Source organism: Rhodopirellula sp. UH5 (assembly GCF_056839225.1).
This window is the reverse complement of record NZ_CM166390.1, coordinates 140,548-166,325: the sequence shown is the minus strand read 5'-3', so window position 1 is coordinate 166,325 and position 25,778 is coordinate 140,548. Positions and strand designations below refer to the sequence as shown.

Annotated in this window: 15 protein-coding genes; 6 read left to right on the top strand and 9 right to left on the bottom strand. The window is 57.7% G+C overall.

The window, feature by feature from the left end; translation table 11 throughout:
* Position 1: 1 nt before the first annotated feature.
* A complete protein-coding gene (locus UH5x_RS00580; RefSeq protein WP_047814748.1) occupies positions 2 to 1,228 on the bottom strand; it encodes a S1C family serine protease in 1,227 nt (408 codons plus the stop codon).
* An 821-nt stretch (positions 1,229 to 2,049) separates the two neighbouring features.
* On the opposite strand from UH5x_RS00580, the gene UH5x_RS00575 reads away from it, so the two are divergent.
* On the top strand, positions 2,050 to 2,952 hold the full coding sequence (locus UH5x_RS00575; RefSeq protein WP_482634342.1) for an SDR family oxidoreductase: 903 nt from the start codon (positions 2,050 to 2,052) through the stop codon (positions 2,950 to 2,952).
* A gap of 91 nt (positions 2,953 to 3,043) precedes the next feature.
* Here the strand turns inward: UH5x_RS00575 and UH5x_RS00570 are convergent, their stop codons facing one another.
* The 5 genes from UH5x_RS00570 to UH5x_RS00550 form a co-directional block, all read right to left on the bottom strand.
* Positions 3,044 to 3,604: a TadE/TadG family type IV pilus assembly protein gene (locus tag UH5x_RS00570; RefSeq protein WP_482636094.1), complete on the bottom strand. Its 561-nt coding sequence runs from the start codon at positions 3,602 to 3,604 to the stop codon at positions 3,044 to 3,046.
* A 116-nt stretch (positions 3,605 to 3,720) separates the two neighbouring features.
* Positions 3,721 to 4,854: a VWA domain-containing protein gene (locus UH5x_RS00565; RefSeq protein ID WP_482634341.1), complete on the bottom strand. Its 1,134-nt coding sequence runs from the start codon at positions 4,852 to 4,854 to the stop codon at positions 3,721 to 3,723.
* A gap of 16 nt (positions 4,855 to 4,870) precedes the next feature.
* Positions 4,871 to 5,302 (bottom strand): TadE/TadG family type IV pilus assembly protein, encoded by a 432-nt coding sequence (locus tag UH5x_RS00560; protein ID WP_482634340.1) that lies wholly within the window; start codon positions 5,300 to 5,302, stop codon positions 4,871 to 4,873.
* Between the two features lie 333 nt (positions 5,303 to 5,635).
* Positions 5,636 to 6,745, bottom strand: coding sequence for a DUF481 domain-containing protein (locus UH5x_RS00555; protein ID WP_047814827.1), 1,110 nt, complete (start codon positions 6,743 to 6,745; stop codon positions 5,636 to 5,638).
* A 177-nt stretch (positions 6,746 to 6,922) separates the two neighbouring features.
* Positions 6,923 to 8,467: a DUF6655 family protein gene (locus UH5x_RS00550; protein ID WP_482634339.1), complete on the bottom strand. Its 1,545-nt coding sequence runs from the start codon at positions 8,465 to 8,467 to the stop codon at positions 6,923 to 6,925.
* A gap of 477 nt (positions 8,468 to 8,944) precedes the next feature.
* Here UH5x_RS00550 and UH5x_RS00545 point away from each other — a divergent pair, with 477 nt between their 5' ends.
* From UH5x_RS00545 to UH5x_RS00535, 3 genes are all read left to right on the top strand, one after another.
* The gene (locus UH5x_RS00545) at positions 8,945 to 13,597 is read left to right on the top strand and encodes a DUF4332 domain-containing protein (protein ID WP_482634338.1); all 4,653 of its coding nucleotides are present in this window, start codon (positions 8,945 to 8,947) and stop codon (positions 13,595 to 13,597) included.
* A gap of 184 nt (positions 13,598 to 13,781) precedes the next feature.
* Positions 13,782 to 14,000: a small basic protein gene (locus UH5x_RS00540; protein WP_085978436.1), complete on the top strand. Its 219-nt coding sequence runs from the start codon at positions 13,782 to 13,784 to the stop codon at positions 13,998 to 14,000.
* Between the two features lie 1,093 nt (positions 14,001 to 15,093).
* A complete protein-coding gene (locus tag UH5x_RS00535; protein WP_482634337.1) occupies positions 15,094 to 16,149 on the top strand; it encodes an acyl-CoA desaturase in 1,056 nt (351 codons plus the stop codon).
* Positions 16,150 to 16,449: 300 nt separating this feature from the next.
* Here the strand turns inward: UH5x_RS00535 and UH5x_RS00530 are convergent, their stop codons facing one another.
* Positions 16,450 to 16,914 (bottom strand): hypothetical protein, encoded by a 465-nt coding sequence (locus UH5x_RS00530; protein ID WP_482634336.1) that lies wholly within the window; start codon positions 16,912 to 16,914, stop codon positions 16,450 to 16,452.
* A gap of 200 nt (positions 16,915 to 17,114) precedes the next feature.
* On the opposite strand from UH5x_RS00530, the gene UH5x_RS00525 reads away from it, so the two are divergent.
* Both UH5x_RS00525 and UH5x_RS00520 read left to right on the top strand, forming a co-directional pair.
* A complete protein-coding gene (locus tag UH5x_RS00525) occupies positions 17,115 to 18,812 on the top strand; it encodes a 30S ribosomal protein S1 (RefSeq protein WP_482634335.1) in 1,698 nt (565 codons plus the stop codon).
* 79 nt (positions 18,813 to 18,891) lie between these two features.
* Positions 18,892 to 19,674: a TIGR00282 family metallophosphoesterase gene (locus UH5x_RS00520; RefSeq protein ID WP_482634334.1), complete on the top strand. Its 783-nt coding sequence runs from the start codon at positions 18,892 to 18,894 to the stop codon at positions 19,672 to 19,674.
* A gap of 216 nt (positions 19,675 to 19,890) precedes the next feature.
* Here the strand turns inward: UH5x_RS00520 and UH5x_RS00515 are convergent, their stop codons facing one another.
* Together UH5x_RS00515 and UH5x_RS00510 are read right to left on the bottom strand one after the other, a co-directional pair.
* Entirely contained in the window at positions 19,891 to 22,965 is a 3,075-nt protein-coding gene (locus tag UH5x_RS00515) for a dockerin type I domain-containing protein (protein ID WP_482634333.1), read from the bottom strand.
* Between the two features lie 594 nt (positions 22,966 to 23,559).
* Positions 23,560 to 25,668: a preprotein translocase subunit SecA gene (locus UH5x_RS00510; protein ID WP_083434964.1), complete on the bottom strand. Its 2,109-nt coding sequence runs from the start codon at positions 25,666 to 25,668 to the stop codon at positions 23,560 to 23,562.
* Positions 25,669 to 25,778 lie beyond the last annotated feature (110 nt).

The following is a 25,778-nucleotide window of genomic DNA, read 5'->3' as shown; positions in this document are numbered from 1 at the left end:
GTCAATCTCCACGGCCAATCTCCACAATCACTTTGACAGGTTGGCCATCACGTCGCAGCCAAATTTTCACTCGTTCGCCGGGCATCGTGTCGGACACCGCGGACTTCAATGATTCAAAATCGGTGATGTCCACGTCACCAAACGTCACCACTTGGTCACCCTCGCGAATGCCACCTTGATCCGCGGGTGATCCCGGACCGACTCGCACCACGTTGGCGATTCCGCCTTCGCTGTTGCCCCGGATCCCCAGCACCGGACGAAAGCCCGGCAAGAATCCCCAAGCATTGCCACCCTGCATCTTGTCCCAGTGCTCATTGTAGTGGTCCACGGGAACGTGCAAGTTGTCGGCGACATCGTTTCCGATCCGACTGTGCACCGCAATCAGCTTGCCCGACAAATCGAACAGCGGCCCGCCAGAGTCTCCTCCGATCAACGCACAATCGGTCACCAACCGGTCGGGATAGACGGCCAAGATTCGGCCCACCCGAGTCACCATGCCTCGGTCGGCTTCGTACCCGCCGGGATGCCCCGTTGCGATGCACCACATCCCAGACTTTAGATTCTCGCTGGTTCCCAACGAGGCGTGCGGCCAACCGATTTCACGGCCAGCCGAATCGCGAGCATTCTGGCCGGGATCGATCTTCATCAGTCCCGCGTCGACACTGCGGTTCATCCCCAATGTTTTCGCAGTGACCGTTCGGCCGTCGTTGAGCGTCAGCATGGCGGACTTGCCAGGACGCATCGCCACGTGTGCTGCCGTCAAGACATAACCCGTGGAAGTGATGATCACGCCACAACCTTGAGCGGGTCCAATTTGAACACTGACGGTGCAAGCTTCCGCCGCCGCGGCGACGCGTTGTTGCTGCCGCTGCAACAAACGCAATTGTCCCAAGGACGCCGGGACGCCCCCTGTGGCCACCAGCTGTTCCAATTCAAACGGTGGCTCAATGAAGGTGCCGCCCGATTGATCCGCCAAAGCTCCGGAACCAGAATCTTGAGCGAACGCGTTTTGCGTGACGGGACCTGACGGGACCACTCGGGGGAGGGCTTGTGCCGGCGGCACCAAAATCGCCCCAGGCGGCAGAGGCGGCGCGCCGCCAAACGTCGAGGGCACTCCCGAAACAATCTGCGCAGAACTCACCGAGTGAGGCATCGCCAGAGCGAACAAAAAGCAACTGGCAAACAGCCTCAGTCCGAGCGTGTCGTGAAATGGCATCGCGTGATTCAGCAGGGGGAAAGACGGACGGTTCTCATTGTACCCCAACAACCAGGACTTGGTTCAAGGTCTCGCTAGTCGCGACAACGTCGTTCAGTCGAGAAAGTGACGTTGCGACGCATTCCATCCGGACAACACGCAGAATCGTTGCAATGAGACTTGGGAAGAATGGCGTGACAAGGATTGTTCCTCCATCGCTTCTCCTGGCGTTCGATGACCTTGGATGCCGGGGCCAAGCGAAACGTTCACCCCCGATACCGTTTCGTTGCGGTTTTGTCCGGAACCCGCCGATTTCAAGCGGGATTTCGTACGGTGCACCTCTCTCGAAACGAAGTTTTTGGGGAGTTCGAGCGACGCCGTTCAGGCGTACGCGAGGGTGAGAGGGCCCGGGCATGGGAGGCGGCGAGGATTGCCGCTCCCCCGGAAATCTCACTGAACGCTCGCTTTCCCGCCCGCTCCCGCTGTGGAGGTCGTGCAGTTTTGAAGTACCGTGTTGCCAAGCGTTTATGATCACCCTCCCTTGGGACGTTCGAAAAATAAATGGTGGCGGGCGTCTGGGTATCGCCCCGGATGGGGACGTCGTGGGAGTTGGGGGCGTCCCTCGCTCACGCTTCGGGTTGTGATGGGTGGTTGCTGCAGAAACCCGCCAAAACCCAGCACCAGAAAACTGCACGACCGCTGCGCGGGCGGGGTTCGCAAGATGGAACGAGCAAGGTATTTAAAAGCCGCACGCCCTCTTTCGATCTTGGAAGACAAGCCGATCCGCCCCGGTTTCGTTTGACTTGCCTTCGGATCGCACCGCCTTCCTTCCCACGCCGGTTGCCTGCTCTGCCATGTCAAAATCGTTGCTCATCGTCGGTTGCGGCTACCTCGGTTTGCGAGTCGGACGACTGGCCCGACAATCGGGATGGCAGGTCGCCGCGACCACCCGAACGCGGTTCGAGGCACTGGCTGCCGAAGGATTCACCCCCGTCGCGTTTGATTGGAACGATTCGCGAACACTGCAGCATTTGCCAACGGCAACCCACGTCCTGATCGCGGTCGCGTACGACCGAAACAGCCGCGTGGAGCGTTTCGCGTCTCAAGTTGACGGGTTGGCACGCTTGGTTCGCCACTTGGACCATGGCCGATCGCCGGATCAGTCGCCCGATGTTTGCTACATCAGCACCACGGGGGTCTACCATCAATCCGGTGGAATGTGGGTCGACGAAACTTCGCCCACGCATCCTTCGCGGGAGGGCGGCAAAGCTCACCTTGCCGCGGAAGCCAAACTCCGATCGCTTCGATTCGGTCGCCCAACAACGACCTTGCGTTTGGCGGGAATCTATGGCCCCGGACGAGTCCCGCGGGCAGCCGACGTGATCGCTGGTCGCCCCATCGCATCTCCACCGAGCGGGCACCTGAATCTGATCCATGTCGACGATGCAGCCACCGCTGTCATGAACAGCTTTGACAGTCATCGCTTTGATGTGCGTCCACGCTGCCCACTGTACGTGGTGAGCGACGATGAACCGGTCGTGCGACGCGAGTTTTACCGCCAGATCGCTCGAGACACGCAATCCCCCGATCCAACCTTTGTCGAACCGAGCGCGGATTCGGGAGTTCGTTTTCGCAGCGAAACCGACAAACGCATTTGGAACCATCGCGTTCGCCGCGACTTGATTCCGGCGATGAAGTTCCCAACCTATCGTCAGGGACTTTGCGACGTTCTCGCCAATCTCACGCCAACTCGCTGACCCGAAGCCAGGCAGGCAGGCGTCGCAAAGAAACCGTTGAGCTGACGTTGACTGCCAACGATCACACCCGGCGACTCCAGCCGCCCAGGACTCACAGCAACGGCGGTGGTTCAGGCTCCGGTTCGGGCTCTGGTTCGGGCTCTGGTTCAGGCTCTGGTTCGGGCTCCGGTTCGGGCTCCGGTTCGGGCTCCGGTTCGGGCTCCGGTTCGGGCTCTGGTTCGGGCTCTGGTTCGGGCTCTGGTTCGGGCTCTGGTTCGGGCTCTGGTGGCGGTGGCGGAGTCGGAATGGTTCGGCTCATCACCATTGCCGCACGTTCGGTTAGCAATCTTGCTCGGCCAGTGAGACTCTCACCAAACAACCCTGGACTGATCCAAGTGTTCTGAAGCAGCGGAATACCGACTCGAACCTCGACCTCCGAGGTGTCTTCCACGATTTCGTCTGGGATCACAGTCACAGCAGCGTTGCGAATACCAACCGCCCGCATGTGGGATTGAACGACTGCTCGGACCTCTTCGACGGTGGCGCCTGTGATGATGCCACGCCGTGCACCAATGTAGGCCCCATGGTCCGCGGAATGCCGAAGCATTGTCACTCGAGTCAGCTCGATGCCAGACACCAAAATGGTAAACAGCACAGCGGAGACGATCGCCATTTCAACGACCGTCGCTCCGAGGCGAGCGTTGGTCGTCATGCGTGACCGCGGAAGCTTGGTGTGAATCATGATGCGAAGCCGCGAGGCGGAGAACAAACGAGAGAAGGTGAATGGGCTCATTGGGTCATCAACGACGGAAGCTTCTTCGCGATTTGCTCAAAGGCGTTTTGCAATTGGGTGGCATCCGACGCATGAAAGTGCTCTCCGCCGCACTCATTCGCCAGACTCGCCATCCGCCATTGATCCGCATCATCACTGAAAGTGATCGTGAACAAGGTCACGCCAGAAGCTTTCAGAGGGTGTGTCATGCTCTCGGGACTCCTCCCCGTGTTGTGGTGCCCATCGGACATCAACACCATCGTGCGGACGGCATAGGGTCGAGCATGAGTGGCATCGGTCAGTGCCGCCAAACCGCTTTCCAAACCAAATCCAACGCTGGTCCCCCCGCCCTCAAACTGGTACGAGATCCCGTCGAGCTGATCTGAGATGTGCGAATAGGCTTGAGTCAGGTCACAATTTCGAGTCCCGCTGCTGGCGTAGGTCGTCAAACACAGCTTTTCTGACTGCGGCGAGTCATCGAGAAACCCGTTGAATGCATTGACCGAGGCAACCAAATCCAACCAACGTGAATTGGGAGGCACGGGGTCACCGTAAGTCCATTCTGCCGGCGCCGCGGCCGGGTTGACGTAGGGATCCGGTGTTTCATCGCTCGCGTAGGCCATCGAACCGCTGCGGTCGATCACCAATGCCACGTCCATCGTGCTTTGAGTGCTCACGGCAATGCGGCGAGGACGGATCTCAAGGTTGGTTCCCAGAGTCGGGAACAATGGCGAGAAAACCGCATTTGGTGCGTTCGCCAATGACAAGGTTGTCAGTCGAACCGCATTTCCAACTTGGTTCTCATCAGCCAACGGCTCAAAGCTGTATCCCTCCTCGAGACTTTCACGAACGCTGATCCCAAATTCCAGATCGCCCATGTTGATCGGCACGACTTGACCGGCAACGGGATTCCGCGCGGCGGCGTCTTGAGCGGCGGCAAGAGCGGCAGCCTTGTCACCAGTTTGAACGTACATGCGTCCCGCGGCACAAACCGCTGCGTCGGTCACGACTTGGCTGTCCGCCGTGACCGCTTCGACGTACGCGATGTTGATCGCATAGGCCGCCATGATCAGCAACACGGGCAACATGATGACGAGCAGCACAATGACTGCCCCTTCACTTTGCCGAGATTGGTTTCTCAATCGATTCATCGTTTTTGATTCCCAATCACGGTTTCTGAAGAGTGACCGACTCGGTCAAGTCATAGTTTCCGAATCCCCACCCACCCATCAAAGTATTCGAAGAAAAGGGTGCGCGGACTTCGACCGTGAACCAGGCACCGGAATCCAATGTTCGCGGGTCAACGGGATCCAAGATGACGACGATGTCGTTCAATCGCTGATCGGCGCTCAACGTCTCGCATTGCCATTCGACGTTGTCCGCCATGGCTTCAGGCAACACCCCGACGCGTGCGCCCTCGTAAGCGACCATTTTCATTTTTTGCTGCAACCGAATCATGGTGCACGCTTCGACGGTGCCCATCATGACCATCAGCAACAATGGCAACCCCACGGCCAATTCCGTGACGGCGATCGCGTTGCGATGTGATGGTTTGTTTCGAGTGACCATGGAGATTGGTTCCCGCGTAGGTGATGTCATTGGTCCGCAACTCAAGCGAACAGATGCATCCTACGTCACAAAAAGACACCCCTCCGCGAGCATTCCGACGAAAGACATCGATCTCAGTGGTCATTCAAACGTCCAGCCAACAAGTCCAATCGAATCTCCCGATTGCAACGGTGCCAACGAATGCTCCACTCGACTGGATTGCCCGGTCAGAAACGCCAAATGGACGCACAGGCAGGTGGGGGCGATGAAACGCCCCAAGAGAAAGCCCGATGAAGAATGGCTCGCCCAATCGGACGAGAAGGCTTCTCCCTCCACCTCAGGCTGCAGCTCTTCCATCGGCTGCGTGTGGAGTCTCGACTGAGATCAGAACTTGTAGAGCAGCAACGCTGAATAATAGAAATCGTTCTTCAACGCACCCTGCGGCGTGCTGTCATATCGGTCCGTCAGCGACAATCGCAACGAGAAATTGTCGGAGTCGCTGAGCAGCGTCTCCCACGCCACATCCGTCACCAAACGGTAGTCGCTGAAGTCATCCCAGGCCGGGAAGAAGTCCAACTTTGCTTTCACTTTTTGGCGAGACGTCAGCTGATGATCCGCTTCGATTCCCATCACAGCTTCCGGAATCCAGGAATCATCTGGCGACCCAATCTCCTTGGACGCACCCGCACCAAAGCGAGTGACCAAGTTCGTTGTGTCGTTTCGAATCCAGTAGTATCCCAAACCTGAATTCAGGTTCAAACGCAGATCGAAGGATTTGAACTTGTCAAACTCCATCCCAAACTTCCCGAACACCGACCAATTGGAATCCTTGATCAAACGGTCGTAGTCCAGATTGAATCGCCCGTTGTCCTCGGTGATGACGTCGCTGGCACTGGCCTGTCGATAGTCAAAATCCAATGCCAAGGTGTACTTGTCGGTTTTGCGTTTCATCTCCAACCCGGTCTGCAGCGCCAATGTGTCTGCGTTGCCAGAACTGCCGTCCAAACCAAACTCAGCGTGGTTCTTCCAACCCTTGGTCATCCAAACCCAAGGTCGCTGGTACCAACTCACCACCTCTTCTTCCAAAGGAGGGGACTCGACCACTTGCCCGGATGCGACCACATCGGAATAGCTGGTTGATTGAATCACGCTGTCAGGCAACGGGGCATCAAGGATCGGCGATTCCAACTGGGCGGGAGACAACCCAAATCCATCGTTCCATCCCGCTGGCAATTCGTTCCAATCCATCGAGGTTTGCTGCCCCGACGCATCCGCTGGCAAATCCAAGGAATCCGTCGCCGTGGGCTGCGCACTCTCAGGTACAGGAACCGCTGCAGGCGAGGGCAGCGACGGAGGCAAATCGTACCCCGAGCCATTGAATGTCGATTGGCCCGTTTGCCAACCAGGACTTGATTGCGCGGACACACAGGCGGTGAGTGCAAGCCATCCGGCGAACGCGAACAGAATTCGTTGGAGGGGATGAGTCGAACGCATGGAATGTAAATGCATGAATATGAATTGCACGGCGATGAAATGCATTGCGTGAACAAGGCAGCGATAGTGTTGTTGCGTCGCAAACAACTGCTGGACAAACCTTCGTCTAACGCCTGTACAGAAGTTGCCTCTTTCAGGAAAAGGGCGAATCATGAATCGAGTGATTCTTGAAGCTTGTCAACGGACCTTCTTGTCCTTCGGTTTCGGCTCGGCCGCAATTTCCGCAGCCGGTTTGGATTCCTTTGATTCCGGTGTGTCAGCGTCTTTGTCGGCACCACCCTCTTCGCCGCCTGCTGCATCACTCGCGATCATCTCAGATGAAACATCGACGCCCGGCAACGGTTCTCCCGGCAGCAACCCGCCACCAATCATGCTTCCGTTGTCACCACCCAATACAGGCCAACCGTGGTCGAACCGCGTTTCGGCCGTGTAATCGACTGGTGGACGAGAGAATTGAGTGGGAGGTGATCCGGTGGAACGGCGCCCAAAGTGAATCAACTTGCTCCCAGCCAAACGAGTTTCTTCACGAATCGAGCCACCTTGGAACGGTCCCACGCCCAAAACCCAAGTGTCTCGTGCGGTGGATCGCGACTGACTGATTCCAGATTGCCAAACGGCTTCGCGAGTCTTTCGGTCGTAAGCAAACGCGGCCACTTTCGCGGCCCCTTCACGGGCGTCGCGACGAGCGATGGCAATTTCCGGGATCTGAGGAACCGATGGAGTGCTGGGCAGCAACGAAACCGTGGAATTGATTGCATTGTTCTCCGGAACGCCCAACGTCACGCGGTGGTCGTCATACCCCAGCGTTCCAATCCGAGCCTCGATGATGATGTCCGCATCGGTCGCGGCATCTTGCATGTAACAGCCTGCCGCCATGACTTGTTGACGCAGTGCACTTGTCACGTAATCCGCATTCACAATCGTGGCCACCTTCGCCGAACGAAGGTAGCTTGTGTCGAGGTAAACCTTCTCACCTGACAACGGTCGAAAGTCAATCGTCGAAACACTGCGGTCAACGGCATCCGACAACAACAGTTGCTCGGTCGCTTGCCGTTCTTGGGTCGTCCCACAACCTGAAAACAAACACACCATCACGCCGAACACGGCGATTGAAACAATCGATCGTGGGGAAACCTTGCGAACAGATCGAAGGGCATTCGGTTCTTCCATCGTTCGCAAACTGAACACTTGCCATAAAAAGGATTCTTGGCACCGTCTGGCGCAGCGGTGACCGTGGCGTTGGGTGGGCAGTCGATGATGCAGCGGTTTCCGAAACATCGGACGCGCGTTCTGGTGATTGCGAGGTGGGGCGTCAGGGGAGGCGGTTTCGGCATGAAACCGGTTGAGGATCTGCTCAACTCCCAAGGGCTTAGCACAGCAACGCCACCAATCGCAACTGATGTTCTGTATCAATGGCGACGCCCCGCAGGCAGAAAAGAACATGTGAAACACCTCTGAGACAATGAACATCCAATCAACACTCCCCATCCGCCTTCCCACATCAACTTCAACGACGATGCTCGAGCGGACTTCCGCCAAAGGTGCAAAAACCGATCGGAGATGCAACGCAAAGAAGAGGCACTTTTCAAAAGAAAACAGGACGCCCATCACCGACTTGGACTCTGGCGAACCGATCAACATCGCCTGCTCTACCTGGACCTCCCAAAGCCACTGTGTGAGTTGATGCAAATCGAGCGTCCGGCGAATTCGAACAAGCTCCATGTTGCAACCAACAAATTTTCTTTCCTCATCCAACGACGAATCGAACAACCAAAGGCTTCCGCCAATTTGACAGTCCAAAGAAATCGCAAACGCAACTGCCGAGCGAGACACCGGCGGATTGACCAAGCGGCCGGAAACGTCAAAACGTCGAGAATGACTTCCCCAAACGCTTCCATCCCTCTCCCCACCGAACGAACTGAATTCATGCGAATCAATTTGAGCCGGTGTCCTTCCTTTTCCTCGAGCAGCCAACGATCCCCAAAATGATTGATTGGTCTTGCCGCAGTTTCACGAAATCGGCCTTTCCACAAAATTGCCGATTCGTCTAAAGTCTGCCCGAGTTCACCCATTCCAGTGGTGAACACAGGATCCGGCAAAGGTTCCCGCGAGTGGGCAGGATGGCCCGCTTTTCTTTGCCCAGGACCTTGGACCCTCACAGGGCGTGATCACGCGCAGCCACGGAAGGAGCGTTTTGCGATGTTGTTGGATCGAATCGAAATCGACAATCATGGCCCATTGAACCGGGTCGAACTTGGACCGCTATCTCACCACTTGAACGTGGTGCTTGGCCCCATCGGATCGGGGAAGACCGCGATCAGCCGTTTCCTTCGCGACTCTTTGGTTTCCCGAAACTATCCCACTGGGATGCTCAGTGGATCGACCGGACGAGTTGTCTGGGTCGACAACAACGGCTGGGTGCATTGTCGCCGCGAAGCGGATGGCACTTCACAGGGCCGTCGCACTGTGGAATTCGAACCACGCAGCGAAACCACCACCGCGTGGGAAGGCTATCACGACGGCTGGTTCGGCGATTCCAGCGAAGCCTCCCCCTCCAAATCCAACACAACCCTGGCCGCCCGCGCTCTTCGCAGCGTGCAAATGCCCGAGTCCATCGTTGACGGCGTGATGGTCGACACGACCGTGACCAGCGTTTCTCGTGTGGTCGCCGCTTGCATTCAATCAGGATTGGACCGGGAAGGCCTCGCAACGCTGCCCTACGAAACTGAAACGGCTCGTTACACCCACAGCCACCCCGCCTACAGCAACTCCGTTCACTCCGGTGAGTCAGCTCACTCCTTCACTGAAAGCGATGACCGTCGCCGGCGTGCGTTGCGGTCGGAACTCGCTGACATCGAAGCCCAGTTGGCGACTCTGCCAAGCCAAGATTTCGAATCGTCGGACTGGTACGACAACTCGCTGGAACACGACGCTCAGTGGACCGAAGCCACACAACGCGCCGAGCAAATCCAACGTGAACTGGCTGACATCGATCGGCAACGCGTCGAAGCCTTGCGTCTGCGTGAATCGCTGACCGCTCGCCGCAATGCGATCCACGCCCAGCGTTCACGTGCGACCCGGTACGACAGCATTCACGCCGAACGCCGGCGTCAACACACCCAACGCTTGCACGAACTGCACTCGCAAGCCGACTCTTTGCGTGCCCGTGCGGCTGGTCTGAAACGCTGGATCGCCGACTTGGACGCGAAAGCTTATTCGGCGCCTCGTTCCGATTACGCGAATCAGCCCTTCCGGTATGGCACCGATCCACTGGCGTACGATCCCGTTCACCGTGATCACCACACCGGCAGTGGCTACGTGACCTCTGACCTACGTTACGCCGCGAAGCTGTCAGCCACAGAACTGCGCGACCAACTGCGTCACGCGGACACGGAAATCATTCAACTGCGTCGCACGCTGGCCGAAATTCGCGGGCTCCGAGATTCGATCGCCACTGCTCGTCAACACACTCCGTCCGTCGACATCGACGGAATTCGGGGTCGCCGATACGACCACTTCATCCACGCCATTGACCGCCACTCGGTTGATCACGCTTGGGATGATTTCTATCGCGACGCGTATCGCCCTCTGCACCAGATCGACGACATTGATTTGCGAATCAATTCCGCCACTCAGCAAATCGATTGGTTGCTGGGTCGCATCGAACGCGAATCGACGGATCTCGGAACCGGCTCGGTCGACCCGCTCACCTTTGAACCACTGCGTGGTGCTTGGAACCGTCAAAGCTCATTGGCTGCGACGCTGCGTCAGATTCGTTCGGAACTTCGCCGCTCGCCCTACGTGGTCGCCGATCACGTCGACAACGTCACGCGTCAACTCGCAGACACCCTGGATCAATTGCTGATCGACCGTGCTCGGATTGTTGAAGAGTTGGCCGCATCGCGAAGCGAACTGCACGACTTCGCCACCCTCACCGGACATCACCCAGACTGGGTCGCTGAACGGAACGCTCGCTTGAGCGAACTGAACCAAACGGAAACTCAACTGCGAAGTGTGCTGGACGAAACAGCCCGCGTTCGCCGTAGCCTTCGCTCGCTGCCGATCGTTGATGTCGACTACCCCATCGGAATGCCAGAATCGGCATTCGATGTGAATTCGGTCGAAGAACGCCTGCACCGAATCGATCGCGAACTGCAAATCCTGGCCACTCGCCAGCACGAACTGGAATTGATTCCCCGAGACGCTCCTGTTCGCCCTGCACCTCGTCCAGTGATTCACAACACGCGGCGCACTGAATTGCTTCGTCGACGTGATGAACTGATCACGGAACTGAACCGCTATCGCCCGGCAACGCGAGCCGAATCGTCGCTGGTGGAATTGGCCAGCCGCTGGTTGGTTCGATTGTCCGGTGGACGCCATCGCCGCGTGACCTGGACCACCTCAGCCGTCAACGTTGACCCACACACGCTGGGCCACAGCCACGCCGAACAGCGATTCACCAACACCCGAGCGATGGCAGCGGGACGACAAGTCCACGTCCGAATCGACGACCAGGACGAAGCGAGCCTGCCCGGCGTCACCCGTGCAATTGCCGCGATGGCCGTTCGCATGGCCGCCGGTGAATTGATGGATCGCACCGGACGTGCGGTGCCGTTGGTCTTGGAAACGCATCGCGAAATGTTTGCGGCCGTGGACAGTCGGACCGACATGCATGGGCTCAACGATGCTTTCCGCCCTTGGACCGCCGAAGGTGTGACTGGCGACGCGATTGCATCCGCGTTGTCCGACTACGCATCGTCGGGTCGACAAATCGTGTTGCTGACCAGCCACGAACCACTCGCATCGTCGCTCTCACGCAGCGGCGCGCGAACTTTCCGCTTGCACTCCTCGCGGGTCGTTCACGCTCACCAGCCGGTTTGGCGAAACGGTCGTCGCCACGATCGCTACGTCGGGCCTCACGGACTGGACAGCCAAACGGAACTTGGCACCGGCGACCGCTCGCGTTGGGCCCATGGTGCCTCCGCTGACGTGAACCATGAGTTCGAAGCCGCGTACCGCGAAACGGCTGGACTGGACGAAGACCAATGGGTCAGCGGTCCGGCCCCCATCCGCGGAACACGACCTTCCCACGAGCAACCTTCCGTCTATCCGGCGGCTTCGGTGCACACCACCGTCCACGGCCACTCCCACAACGGAAGTTCGCACAACGGCTTCGTCCCCAGCCACCCTGCGTCAGCGACCGACCACGCTCCTTCGGGAACCGAGTATCGCGATGGGTACTACTACGCCGACCAAACGTCGTCGACGATTCCAATGAACGGAAACGCGACCAACGCACATGGTGTTCTGGCAAATGGGCATGCCGCCGAAACCGAAGTCAACGAGACACCGTTCTTCTTGACCGTCGACAGCCCCATCGATTCGGCACCGTCGATTGATGGAGTCGCGGCCGCTCGCTTACGCCGGATCGGCATCTCGCACATCACTCACTTGATGAGCCAAGACAGCAACCGATTGGCCGACACACTCGGACTGGCCGGTGTCGACGCTCGTACCATTCGTCGTTGGCAATCTGAATGCCGACTGATGTGCCGCGTGCCTCAATTGCGAGGCTTTGACGCTCGCGTGTTGGTCGGTTGCGGAGTCACGGATCCTGCACAATTGGCAGCGATTCACCCCAGCGATTTGCTGGACCAGGTCAAAACGTTCCTGGCCACTGAACGCGGTCAACGCATCTTGCTCAGCGGAACCAGCTACGAACTTTCCCGGATCACCAGCTGGATCGCGTCGGCCAACCAATCCGCCCAAGCACGCACTCGAACTCGAACCGTTGATGGCCGCACATTGAACTCCGGTTCGCGACGAGCACACTCGCTCAACGGCCGTTCGGCTGGCGGACGTCATGCGATTGATCGCGACCTGGACCTTCGTGACGATGACGCATTCGACCAAGAACGCTACGAAGTCGAATCAGCCCGTCGCAGTCGCCAGTTGGCAAACGAGATGCAATCGCTGCGTGAAAGCAAGCGACGCGAAAGCGAACGCACCCGTTCACGAACAACGTCCAGCCGCGACAGTGAAAGCGGTCGCTCAGGACGCACTCGCACCTCGGTCACCCGCAAGTCGAGCGGCCGCACACGCACCAATTCAGCGAACGGAAACGGAAACGGTTCAGGCCACGGTTCCGCAAACGGCTCTGGTTCTGGTTCTGGATCTGGTTCTGGCAGCGGCTATGGAAGTGGATCCGGCAACGGAAACGGCAACGGTTCCGCGAATCGGACCCAAGGCGTGGTCTCGATGCGTGAGCATGAATCCAGCCGCGGCCAACGCAGCTCCCGCAGCGAACGTGAATCGCGTGGCGAACGTCAGCCTCGAGCAGAACGTGAATCTCGCGGGGAACGCACCGAGCGAGCCGAACGGTCTGAACGCTCGAGCTCCAGCAATGAAACCGAATTGCGTTTTTACCTGGAACGAGCCAGCGACGTCGTCGACGCACCGTCGATCGGACCTCGGATGGCCGAGCGACTCAACGAAATCGGAATCTACACCGTCGATGACCTGCTGAAATCGGCCCCTGAGAAGGTCGCAGAGCAGCTGAACCACCGCCGGGTCGACGCCGAAACCGTGCTCACATGGCAACAACAAACCACCCTCGTTTGTCGTGTGCCAATGATGCGAGGCCATGACGCCCAGTTCCTGGTCGCCGCCGGAGTCACCTCCGCGGAAGCGTTGGCGGACCAAAACCCAGTGACGCTGTTTGGCGAAGTCGACGCGATCTCGCATTCTCGAGAAGGCAAGCGAATCGCTCGCGGCGGCAAACTGCCTGATCTCGAAGAAGTCACCGAATGGGTGACCTACGCAAGCCAGCACCGATCGTTGCAAGCCGCTTAATCTGGCGTTGGATCCAGAGGGCCCCTGTTTTCACGCGTGATTTCGGGGGCCGACCGGTAAATATCGCCGATTGTGACTGGACACACGACAACCGCTGGACTTACGACTTGCCAGCAAATCAAACTGTCGATAACCTGTTCGACTTGACCGTCCGCTTTCCCCCTCGATTTTGACACATTTCGCCATGACCATGGATCGCAGCCTCAAGGTGCAAGCCGGGGCCATTAAGAGTCGCAACGTCCTGACGCGTGCTGAACGTGTTGAGCGTATGAAGGATCTCGACAAGTTCAACGAAGAATCGAGCATCATCGGCATGCCGAAGACACGTGTTCTGAAAGTCTCGTTGAAGAAAAAGAAGAAGGTCAAAAAGGCCGACGAAGCCGACGACAAGAAGAAAAAGTAGTCGAGGCGGGAGCTTCTGGCTCCTTCCCAGCAAAATCAAGCAAAGGCGATGCATTTCAATGGATGCGTCGCCTTTTTGCGTTCCGTGACAGCCTGACGGATCGTGAGCTGCCCGCTGCGAAAGCGAGCCAATCGCCAGAATTCGTGAGCCACAACGTCGGCTGGACCCCAGTGGCAATGTCGCTGACAGGACAGGGCAAGCCTGAGCTGTTCAAAATCTCGTGTTGACACAGCGTTTTCGTGGACAGTTTCTTGCCTGTTACCTCTCCCCCGACGAAGTTGGGGGAGAGGTCGGAGCGAGCGTTCAGCGAGATCCGGGTGAGGGGGCACGCGATGTGTGAAACGAGGTCCAAAAGCCGGTTTGCTGTGAATCGCCCCCTCACCCGAACAGGGCCTCCATCGTCCTGTTCGACCTCTCCCCCAGCAAAGCTGAGGGAGAGGTGACTTGTTGATGCGAGACAGAAACTTGCGCACACCAGAAACGCTGCAACCCCAAAGATTGAACAGCCCAGGGCAAGCCTGGGCTGTCAAAAGGTTGGCATTGACACGGAAAATGCGACGTTGATTTTTGTTCTGTCCTACGCCCCAACGGGGCAGATCTAAGATAGCCCCAGGCATCGCCTGGGGTTTCGTGACGGAGATTCCGACACAAGCCCCAACGGGGCGACCCTAAGAAAAACTCCCCAAAACCCGCTAGGACCGCCCCCGTTGGGGCATTGTAATCTTGGTCCCGCCATAACCCAGGGCGTTGCCCTGGGCTGGCATAGGACTTCCCCGTTGGGGCGAAGTCGAGGAACAAAACCTGCGCAGTCCAAAGCGGTGTCAATACCAGCCTTTTGACAGCCCAGTGCAAGCCCCCTCACCCCCCCTGAAATGCGAATCCTGGCTTCACGTACCAATCGACTCGCGTTTTGAGTGAGCGGGATCGAAAACAGGCACTTTTTTTGGGCGCATGGGCTGGTTGCGCGGGATTTGTTGCCAATCACCCTCCCGAGCGGTTCCAAAGCTAGCTAGCATGGGTCCCAAACAGTCGCCCAACCCGCGGATTTCAATTCCCTTTGGGCCATGAATTCCAATTCACCCTGGTTTTGACGATGTCGACTTCCGAAGCCCCCGCACCACCTGAATCCGCCAAACGGGACACTCTGGTCTGCGACGAATCCAATGATTTTGGTTCCGGAGCCGTCCCCACCGAAGCCATGGCGATCGACGAAACCGGTCGCGACCCCCAGCGGATCCCTCGCCCCGAAGAAACCGAGCCCCTGAGGATCATGTGGCGATACGTGATCGTGTTGTCGCTGGTCCACCTGGTCGCCCTGGCCGCGTTCGTGCCGATGTGGTTTTCGTATCTGTTCACGTGGTCGGGTCTCGTCGCCGGGATCGCTGGCCACTTCTTGTTTGGAATGCTGGGAATCACAATTGGCTATCACCGCTTGCTGACCCACCGAGGCTTCAAGTGCCCGAAGTGGATGGAACACACGCTGGCGATTCTTGGGATGTGCAATCTCCAAGACAGCCCAGCTCGCTGGGTTGCCATTCACCGCATGCACCATCAACACAGTGACCACCAACCCGACCCGCACTCGCCGCTGGTCAACTTCCTTTGGGGACACATGGGCTGGGTCGTTTGCCGACACAAAGACCTCGACAAAACCAGCCACTACGAACGGTACGTTCGCGATCTACTCCGAGACCGTTTCTACTTGAAATTGGAACGCAAAGACGGGTGGTTCTTCGTCTTTCTGATTCACGCGATCATGATTTCGCTGGTCGGCGGCCTGGTTGGCTACTTGGTCAGCGGTGGCAGCTGGGCAGAATCTTATCGCTACCTGCTTTCTTGGACGGTTTGGGGAGTGGCGATGCGAACCGTGTTCGTGCTGCACGGAACATGGTCGGTCAATTCACTCGGTCACGTGTTTGGCTATCGCAACTACGAGACTCGCGATCACAGCACCAACAACTGGTTGGTGGCCTTGATCAGCCACGGCGAAGGCTGGCACAACAACCACCACGCCACCCCACGATCAGCCCGCCACGGTCACAAGTGGTACGAGTTTGATATGTCCTGGGGTGTCATCCGGATGTGGGAAATGATGGGCCTGATCTCCGACGTCCAGCGTCCCACCAAAGCCAGTGTCGCTGGGAAGTAGCACGTCGCCTGGCCAAGTTGGTTAAGCTGGTTAAGCTGGTTTGATGTACGCTCAAGGTCCGCTCGGTGGAGACCACCGAGCGACAGGCTGTTTGCCGTAGGCCATGTCTCACATGGCACCCCAACCGATGCTTTGGAACAAAGCGAGGCGTCTTGATTCTCCAGCCAAATGGCGCCGCTTCGGTTGCGTTCGTCTCGGTGAGGGACCACCAATCGACAGGGATGACGCTCGTCCGAATTCTTGGCGAATCCGGCTACCTGTTGGCAAAGATGGCGACGAATTCGCGCCGCCAAAATCCGTTCAGCTGGCGTTCATCAGCCATTGCCACTCGGTCCACTGGACTTGTTGGCACGCCTCGACCTGTTCGCCCGTTCGAACCGCGTGCGCGACCCGATCGACAAATTCATCGGCGTCGGAATGCAGTTCCGGGTACCTGCCCGACAAATCGCTCAGAATGGAATGCCGGCCAACCCGGTGGAACCAATACTTGGCATTGCCAAAATCACCTTCGCGGCGGTGCATGATCCCGTGCCAAAAGCTCCCTTCGGGCGATTTTTCGTTTTGGCTGATTGAGTGGGACCGATCCAGGTCCCCCGCCAACAACCACAGACCGCTGCGCTGCAGCGGCGTGAAGGACTTTGCAGAATCACCCTCCAGAAGCTCCACCAATTCGCGATTGGTGGGGCCGTCGCCCAAACCCGGCAAAACAGCGGCCTGGATCGCCGCGAACCAGGGTTCAGCGACCGTCGGGGCCAAATCGGTCAACCAGGATGGCCAATCGTTCGAATTTGATGCGGAAGAAGACGTGCAATCGTCAAAGTTAGGCATGGTCTCGAAGGTTGTCGGCGGATTGTGCGAGGACAGATCCACCGAAGGCTACCGAGTGGCCCTCCTGATTGCTAGACTGCGAGACGCCTCTGGCGCGATTGCCATTCCACTCTTTCTCAGATCCCCCCTGACTGTCCATGAGCAGCGGCGAACCATCCACCGACGCAACGGCCGAGAACCCATCCTCGGACGCCCCGACCCCGGAAGCCTCCGCACCAGGGACGCCCGCCTCGCAAGAGTCGGCTCCTGCTGAGTTGCCTCCTGCTGAGTCGGCGGCGCAACCTCCAACGGAACAGGCTCCACCGAGCCCTTCCAAACCGAGCGGCCCCAAGAAATCCAAGGCCCCGCTGCCCCGAATCGGCGGCGGCCCCTTGGCGGCACGCGGATTGGGCGTTGCCAAACCCGTTTCTCCCGCTGCGGTTTCGACCGAACAGCTGGAAGGCGGCAAGGTCAAACACAAAGGGAAACGAGGCGGCAAACCTGGCGAAGGCAAATCGGGCGGCAAAGATGCCCCGTTGCCACGCTTGGCCGGCGAAAAGAATCGCGAGAAGGGCGACAAGCCCTACGTTCCGCAACACAAGAAAACCGCGGTCCCCAACGTTCGCGATGAACTCAGCGACGACCTGCAAGCCGAACTGGAGGCCACCCTGGCGGAAGCCGACCTGGACACCATTCTCGGCGGCAACGCAGGGTTGCCAGATCGACGTGAACCGCTCTCGGAAGGCGCTCGCGTTCACGCTCAAGTGATCAAGACCCACCAAGACAACGTGTTCGTCAGTCTCGGTGGTCCCGATGAGGGCACCGTCGCTTTCGAGCAATTCACCGAAGAAGAACCGGTCCCCGGTCAATCGATCGAAGTCATCGTTCGCGGCATCAACTCCGAGGACGGCCTGTACTCGTGCAGCCTGCCTGGCAAAGCGACTGAGGTCTCTGACTGGGACGACATTGACGAAGGCAGCGTGGTCGAAGCCACCATCACCGGCCACAACAACGGCGGCTTGGAATGCAAAGTCGGCAGCGTTCGCGGATTCATGCCGATCAGCCAGATCTCGGAATACCGTGTCGAAGACTGCAGTGAGTTCGTCGACCAGAAAATGGTTTGCTTGGTCACCGAAGCCAACGCTCGCCGTGGCAACCTGGTCCTCTCACGACGTGCGATTCTGGAACGAGAACGCGAAGTCAAACGTCAAGAACAACTCGAAAAGATCGAACCCGGTGACATCCTCGAAGGTGTCGTTCGCAGCGTTCGCGACTTTGGTGCGTTCGTCGACGTCGGCGGACTCGATGGATTGATTCACGTCAGCAAACTCAGCTGGGAACGAATCAAACACCCCAGCGAAGTCATCGAAGAAGGCCAGAACGTCAAGGTGCGCGTCGACAAGATCGACAAGCAGTCCGGCAAAATGTCGCTGACCTATCGCGATTTGCTCGAGAACCCCTGGGACACAGCCGAATCCATGTTCGCCGTCGGATCGGTGCACAAGGGCGAAGTCACCCGGACCGCCGAGTTCGGTGCGTTCGTGCGTCTGACAGCGGGCGTCGAGGGGCTTTGCCACATCAGCGAATTGGCAACGCACCGCGTTTCACGCGTCAGCTCCGTGGTCAACGTTGGCGATGAAGTCGACGTGAAAATCATGAGCTTCGATCGTGATTCCCAAAAAGTTGGGTTGTCGATCAAAGCCGCCACTGCGAAACCCGCCGTCGAAGGGGCAGCGCAGGAAGACGAAGTCATGGAACCTCCACGCGAATTGGCGGTCAAAGCTTCGCATTCCGGACCACTCAAAGGCGGCAACGATCGCCCCAGTGGCGGCGAACGTTTTGGTCTTCGTTGGTAAGCCCTGAAGCACGCCACTTACAACACGCCATTTTCGTTGGCGTGCACTTTGGCAACGACCTTCCTCGCAAGGACTCCGCGTGCGTTTTTTGTTTCTCGGCGATGTCGTCGGCAAACCCGGCTACTCCGGCGTGCTCGCGCGGACCGGGGAACTCCGCAAGCAACACCGCCTGGATGCGGTGGTCATCAACGCGGAGAACGCGGCCGATGGCGCGGGGCTGATGCCTCGTCAGTATCGCCGCCTGCTGGAAGCCGGCGTGGACGCGATGACGATGGGCGATCACTTGTATCGCCGCAAAGAAATCATCCCGATCCTGCAATCCAGCCAACGGATCGTACGACCAGCCAACTACCCCGAAAGTTCATCGGGAAAGTCCTGGACGGTCGTGCAAACCCCCGCCGGAAAATTGGGAGTGATCTCGTTGCTCGGACGCGTCTTCATGCGTCCGGTCGACTGCCCATTTGCTGCGGTCGATGCCGCACTCGCGGAAATGGCCGCTGAAAACCCGCGGTGCATCTTGGTGGATGTGCACGCTGAAGCGACCAGTGACAAACAGGTCTTGGGACGTTACCTCGATGGCCGCGTGACCGCCGTCCTGGGGACCCACACGCACGTCCCCACCGCCGACAGTTGCGTGCTGCCCGGCGGAACCGCGTTTCAATGCGACGTGGGAATGAGCGGCCCCTACGACAGCATCATCGGTCGCGACATCAAACGTGTGACCAACACGACGATCAGTTTCGAACCGTGCCACTTTCACGTCGCCACGCGAGACGTGCGGCTGTGCGGCGCGATCATCGAAGCCGACGCCGACGGCAAAGCGATCTCGATTGAGCGTTTCGAAGATCGCTTGGAGTCGTGAAGGCCGCTGGAGCGACATTCACCATGAGTTCGGTTTCGAGTCCGGATGGTGGACGAGCCGGATACGTGGACGGGAGGCCAATGGACGCCAACAAACTACGTTTCAAATCGTTGACTGATTTCCAATTCCCGCTGAATTAGCACAATGTCCAACACAAGTGTCCTCCGTCACAGGTTCTTTGTCGGAGCTCTTCAATGTGCGACGTCAAATTTGGCGTTAGCTCAGCGGACCGCCTTGCATCTGGCCGATGGCCTCATCGAGCAATAGAATGCGTTCCTCATCATCCGTATTTGATTGCAGGAGATCCATCCGAGTTTCAAAAACGCCATCCTCCCATCGGCTGAGCGTCGATGTGTCAGTGGCGGTCGACGGTTCAGATTCTGCGGGTTGAAGCCAAAGATGGTTGATGACTCGCAAGGCATCGAGCGCTGAAATCTTGCCATCACCGTTGACATCGTAGAACGGCGGCGGATCGGTCGCGGTGCCGAGTGGCTGTTCGCCTCCGATTCGAGTGAGTTCATTGATGATCACCAAGGCGTCCAAGGCAGACACACGATTGTCTTCATTCACATCATATTGATTGCTTGAATTCTGCCAACGAAAAGGAGTTTGGTCCACAAGCAATTGACTTTGGGCAACCGGTCCGCGGACACCGTCGGCATCAACCACTTGAGCGTAGATTCGCACGGTCCCCTGATCTGCGTCGGACGAAGTGAAGGATTGTTCCCACGAATCCCCGTCGGGTCGACCGACGCCCAGGAACGTGTCGCCGTCGTCCCCTAGTTGCAATCCCGGTGATCCGTTGGATTCTCGATAGAATTCGATGAGATTCGCGGTAGGGGATGGATCGTGCAGATTTTCTGCACGCAGCGTGGCGGTTCCACCTGGCGCGATCTCCGAAGGCTCGACCACCAGGTGCTCGATCGAAAGATCAGCGACCAATCGTAGATCATCGAGTTGGAGGATGGCTTGGTCTTCAGAACGGCCAACGATGACGAACCGAAACGGCTCGGTTTGGGCACCGAAGTTTGCGAGAGAGATGGTTTGGGTCGATTCGCCGATCTGAGCCAGATCAAATTCCTGTAAAAGTTGCGAGCCGAACCAAACCTGCAGTTGGTCGTCGGGGCCGGCCTGAAGGACATTGATTTCGAACTGCAGTTCCTCCGCGGCACCAATGGAGGCGACTTGACTGATCGCAGGGGCGTCGGAGCTGGATTGGCGGAGTTCGACGGCGTATCCGCCAGCCTGATTAACCAACCCGACGTCGCCTTCCACTTTCCAAGCCGTCTCGATGAGGAAGATGTCATCTGCTAGTAGGTCCAGCAGCACCGAGCCAAGGTCCGAGTCGATGGAGTCCCGCAGATCGGTCGCCTGGCGTCGAATCTCACCAATCTCTTCGAATCTGCCGTCGACGAATCCGAAAAAGATGTCGCTCAGATCGGTTGTTCTTTCTGCTTCGGGGGCAACATCGAATTGCTGAACGAAAACGGGCTCTCCGCTGCCTGTTGCGGCGGCAGAGTCGATCATCGGGGATTCATTTGGGAAGTACGGCGAGCTTTCAAAATAGAGATCGGAAATATTGAGGTGATCCGAGCCGGGGATCACGTCGTCGATGTCGAAGTTCCGATCGGGAGCTCGCCATTCCAAATCTCTCAAAATGCCTCCCGCAAAGTTAGAGCTTGGCAAGTCGATTCCGAGATAGCGTTCCACAATGGGTTCGAGGATCCCAAACCCGGTATCCAGGTAGCTGCCCAGAACCGCACCAAGCCCATTTTCGGCGCGTAGATTCAGTCGCCGGGCTGCGGTGGCGTTGTCGACGATGCTGATGTCGCCGAGCAAGCCAGAGAGATGCTTCCAATCCGTGGAGTAACCATCCAACGCCGTGTATTGATCCACCCGATATCCGAGCTCATCAGCCAATAGTCGAGAAGCATAGGCATTCACTGCGCCGCCTCGACTGTGTCCGATTAGATGGATGGTTTGCCAATCCGCCGGTGACTCAGCAAGCAAATCTTGAGTCACCAGTTCGCTGGCAATCGTCTCGGCCGCGTCGTAGGCAAAACGCTCCGCGATGTCCATGCTCAAACCCGCTGCACGAACCATCAGCGGACGAGCGACGGGATCGATGGCAGCAAGGACACCGAACAGAAAGGCATGCGTCCAACCGCTGGAAGAGTCCCACTTGGTCGAGTACGTCGTTGTGGACTCCCGTTGATCAATGGTTTCCGAAAGCGCGAACACGGCCTCGGGATATTCGTTCAACCATTTCGACCGAAAATCATCAAAGTCCCAGAACTCAGGATTGAAGCCGTGTGTCAAAACGTGGATGTGCTTGTTTCGAATGAAGAACTCGAGCGTGCTATTGTCTGTGTTTGAGTCACTCACGCGTGAGCTGTCCTTGGGAAGCACCTCGATTTTCAATCGGTCAGCCCAAGCCGGAGGTTCCGGCAATTCATCGATCTCAACGGTCACCTTCTCACTATTCCAATAGATACCCAACGCGTCGTTGGATCCCGAATCGCTGAATTCCACTTGGGACTGACGCGACGGGTTGGAGGAGGATCTCCATGTGAGTTCGACGTTTGCAACGGTCTCGGAGGCGCCCAGAACAGCGGGGTTTGGACGACCCTCCACATCGACGGTGAATTTCAGACGCTTGCCAATTTCGACGAACTCCATGGAGTTCGCCCCATGTTGAATACTCCCTGTTGTTTGAGCGGAACTCACCTGTGGAAACTCATGCTGCAGTACAAAATCAGTTGCCACGCCGGGAGGAAAGCTGACTTCGGTGGGGGGCATCGTGACAGAAACGCCACTGTCTGCGTAGCTGATGGAACTCTTCAATGTTTCCGCATTGAACGTCCCGACATACTTGCCAGCCACACCTCCGAAAAACACCGAGATGGGAGGGTCGAGTGGTCCACAACTGTTGTCTGGCGTGTGGTCCGTGTACTCAGTGTAGGTGGTGGTCGCCCCGCCCACGGTCGTCACGTTCAACGCCTTGGATTCAGCATCGACCGCGAAATCAAGCGATCCGCGATCATCAATCACATAGGACGAACAGGCACTGCCGAGAATCGTGTCACTACCTGCCCCCGTCGCAACGCCCGCAAGCGTCCCGGTTCCTTGAGTTGGACTGCTCCACACCACTCGGCCTTGGGTCGATTCGAACTTTCCAACTGGGATCGCGTCGCGGTAACCTGGTTCCGAGTACTGGTAGGAGAAGTTGCTCTCAATCTCAAACACGTCCTCGCGAAACTGGTGAGTGACCGCCAAGTTCGCCGCGAGCAATTGACGTTTTTCCAGTCGTTCGATTCGAAGTCCGGTTCGCTCCCATCGATTACGCTGTTTTTTTTTTGATGAGCGAACTTCGTCCCGTCGGGTGAAGTGTGGAACCATAGCGAGACCCAACTGATTGTTGCGAGAAAGGAAACCGACTCACGCCCTTCAAGCTGAACTGATCCTTCAATAAATCGGCACCCAAGTTGCTGGCACCTTTTTTCTCCAACGTTTCTTGCCACCACAGTTCAACCAAACCCACTCATTCTAACACACCCCCCCCTCCCAAGGTACCCCGAAACACACCGTCATCCAAGAGTGAGACAGGCTGGGAAGAGTGCGGCAATCTTGGAGTCGGTTTTCCGTGTATTCTCGAATGATCAACCTCTCTCGAAAGGAAGTTCTGCAAACAAGTTGAATTGCTCCGTTGTGACGCGAAAGACGGGGCCGCCGCATTGGTTTCGCTCACGGAAGAGTATGTGCCCGCGCACAAACCAAGAACGAGCTACCAGTGTTCGCTTGAAACTTGCTACGCCTAGATAAACTGCACCAAATGGCCCTCCACCTCGATCAGTCGCCAGACTAGATTCCACAGCCGGGTTCAGATCAGTCCGGAGTATCCAGGTACGGATCTTGGCCGATCTCACGCTGCATTTTCTTGCGTTCTTTCTCGTGGTGCATCAACACCATCCGATCGCGAAAATGCCGGCGTTCCACTTTGCGTTGGGCCCGGTGGAACATCGCGGCCAAACGATCGACACTGCCGCTGGTCGCTTCGCCGCGTTTCTTGAGCTTCTCGGACTTGATCGCCCCGTAGCCGCCTTTCAAGATGTCATCGTCCAACGACAAATACTGGCGATACGATCCACGGTCACCTTGTCGTCCACAACGCCCAATCAGCTGGCGGTCAATCCGAGCCGCGTCGTGAAGCTCGGTGCAGATCACATGCATCCCGCCGATCTGTTCGACATCATTGGAAAGCTTGATGTCGGTACCACGACCGGCCATGTTGGTCGCCACAGTCACTTTGCCGTTCCCGCCTGCTTCCGCGACGATGTCCGCTTCCCGTTCGACATTGTTGGCGTTCAGCACTTCGTGCTCAATGCTCAGCTCATCCAGCAACTTCGACAACAGCACACTTTTATCAATCGAACGCGTTCCGATCAAAACGGGCCGTCCGGTTGCATGGACCTCTGCCACCTCTTTTGCAATCGCTTCAAACTTCGCCTGCAATGTCCCGAAAACCCGAGACGGCAATTGGACCCGTTGTGGGGGCCGGTTGGTGGGCACACGGACAACGGGCGTGCGATAAATTTTGCGAAGCTCGCTGGCACTGGTTGCCGCCGTTCCTGTCATCCCCGCCAAGTGTGGGTAACGCAGGAACAAGTCCTGTACCGTGATCCGAGCGGCTTGCCCGGTTGGCACGCTGATCTCGACACCTTCTTTGGCTTCGATCGATTGATGGATGCCGTCCCGCCACTTGCGTCCTTCTGCCAAACGGCCCGTGAACTCATCGACGATCACAATCTCGTCCACGTTCGGGTCCTTCTCGCTAGGACGAATCACGTACTGGCGATCCAGCAAGAACTCACGGTGCGTTTTAATCGATCGTTCGATGTACTCGTACATGTCAACCAAGCCCATCGTGCGAACCAGATCGCTCTTCGGTAGGGCTCGAACTTTGCTGCGACCACGCGCGGTCAACTCGTAGCGTTTGGTTTCGTCGTCGATCTCAAAGTGATCATCCAAATCAAAACTTGGCGCGTGCTCCGCGGCCCACAGATAGGTCTCAATGATTTGGTCGCGGACGGTGTCTTCGATGCTGCCGATGATCAGCGGCGTCCGGGCCTCGTCAATGAGAATGCTGTCCGCCTCATCGACCAAGCAGAAGTGCATACCACGCATCACGATTTGGTCACCGGAATTGCTGAACCCACCGTCGCCGCTGCCGAGCATTTCCGTCTGCATTCGGTTTTGAGCGCGCAACAACAGACGATCACGTAGGAAGTCGAAACCAAATTCCTTGGCGGTTCCGTACGTGATGGCGGCGCCGTAACTCTTCCGGCGACTTCCCTGGTCGTCTTCCGTTTGAATGATGCCCACAGACACGCCCAGCATCTCAAACAGTGGCATCATCCACTCGGCGTCCCGTCGGGCCAGGTAGTCATTGACCGTGGCCAGGTGAGCCCCTTTGCCAACCAGGCTGTGCAAGTACAGCGGCAGCGTCGCGGTCAGCGTTTTTCCTTCCCCGGTTTGCATCTCGGTGACATGGCCTTCGAACAAGGCGATGCCCCCCAGGATCTGAACGTCGTAGTGACGCATCGAGAGACTTCGCCGCCCGGCCTCGCGGCACAGGGCGTAGGCTTCGGGAAGCAGTTCGCCAAGTTTCTCACCGGCCATCGCGCGGTAACGAAGCGCCAAACTTCGCTTTCGCAACGTCACGTCGTCTTCCGCCTGCAGTGTGCTTTCAAGTGCGTTGACCCGAACCAATTGCCGCTGCCAACGAACCATTCGTGGTCGCCAATTGGAAGCCTTGGTCCACTTCTTTTTATTCGCCGAGGGATCGCTGGAACGGCGCACCACCGCCTGAGCCGTGGTGGCAGCATCCGTCACTTCCGATTCCTCCAACGGCTCATTGGGAGCGAGGGGATCGAGCGAATTCAATTCGTCAGAATCGTCTGGGTTGGTCGTTTCGCGAGCGGGAGATTCGGACATCGAGCGGGCCAACGGAAGAAAAGCGATGCAAAGAATTACCATTTTTACGCACGAGATCGCACGCAGAGCGACCTCCAATCGCCGTGAAACACCATTTTATCTGGCTTTCA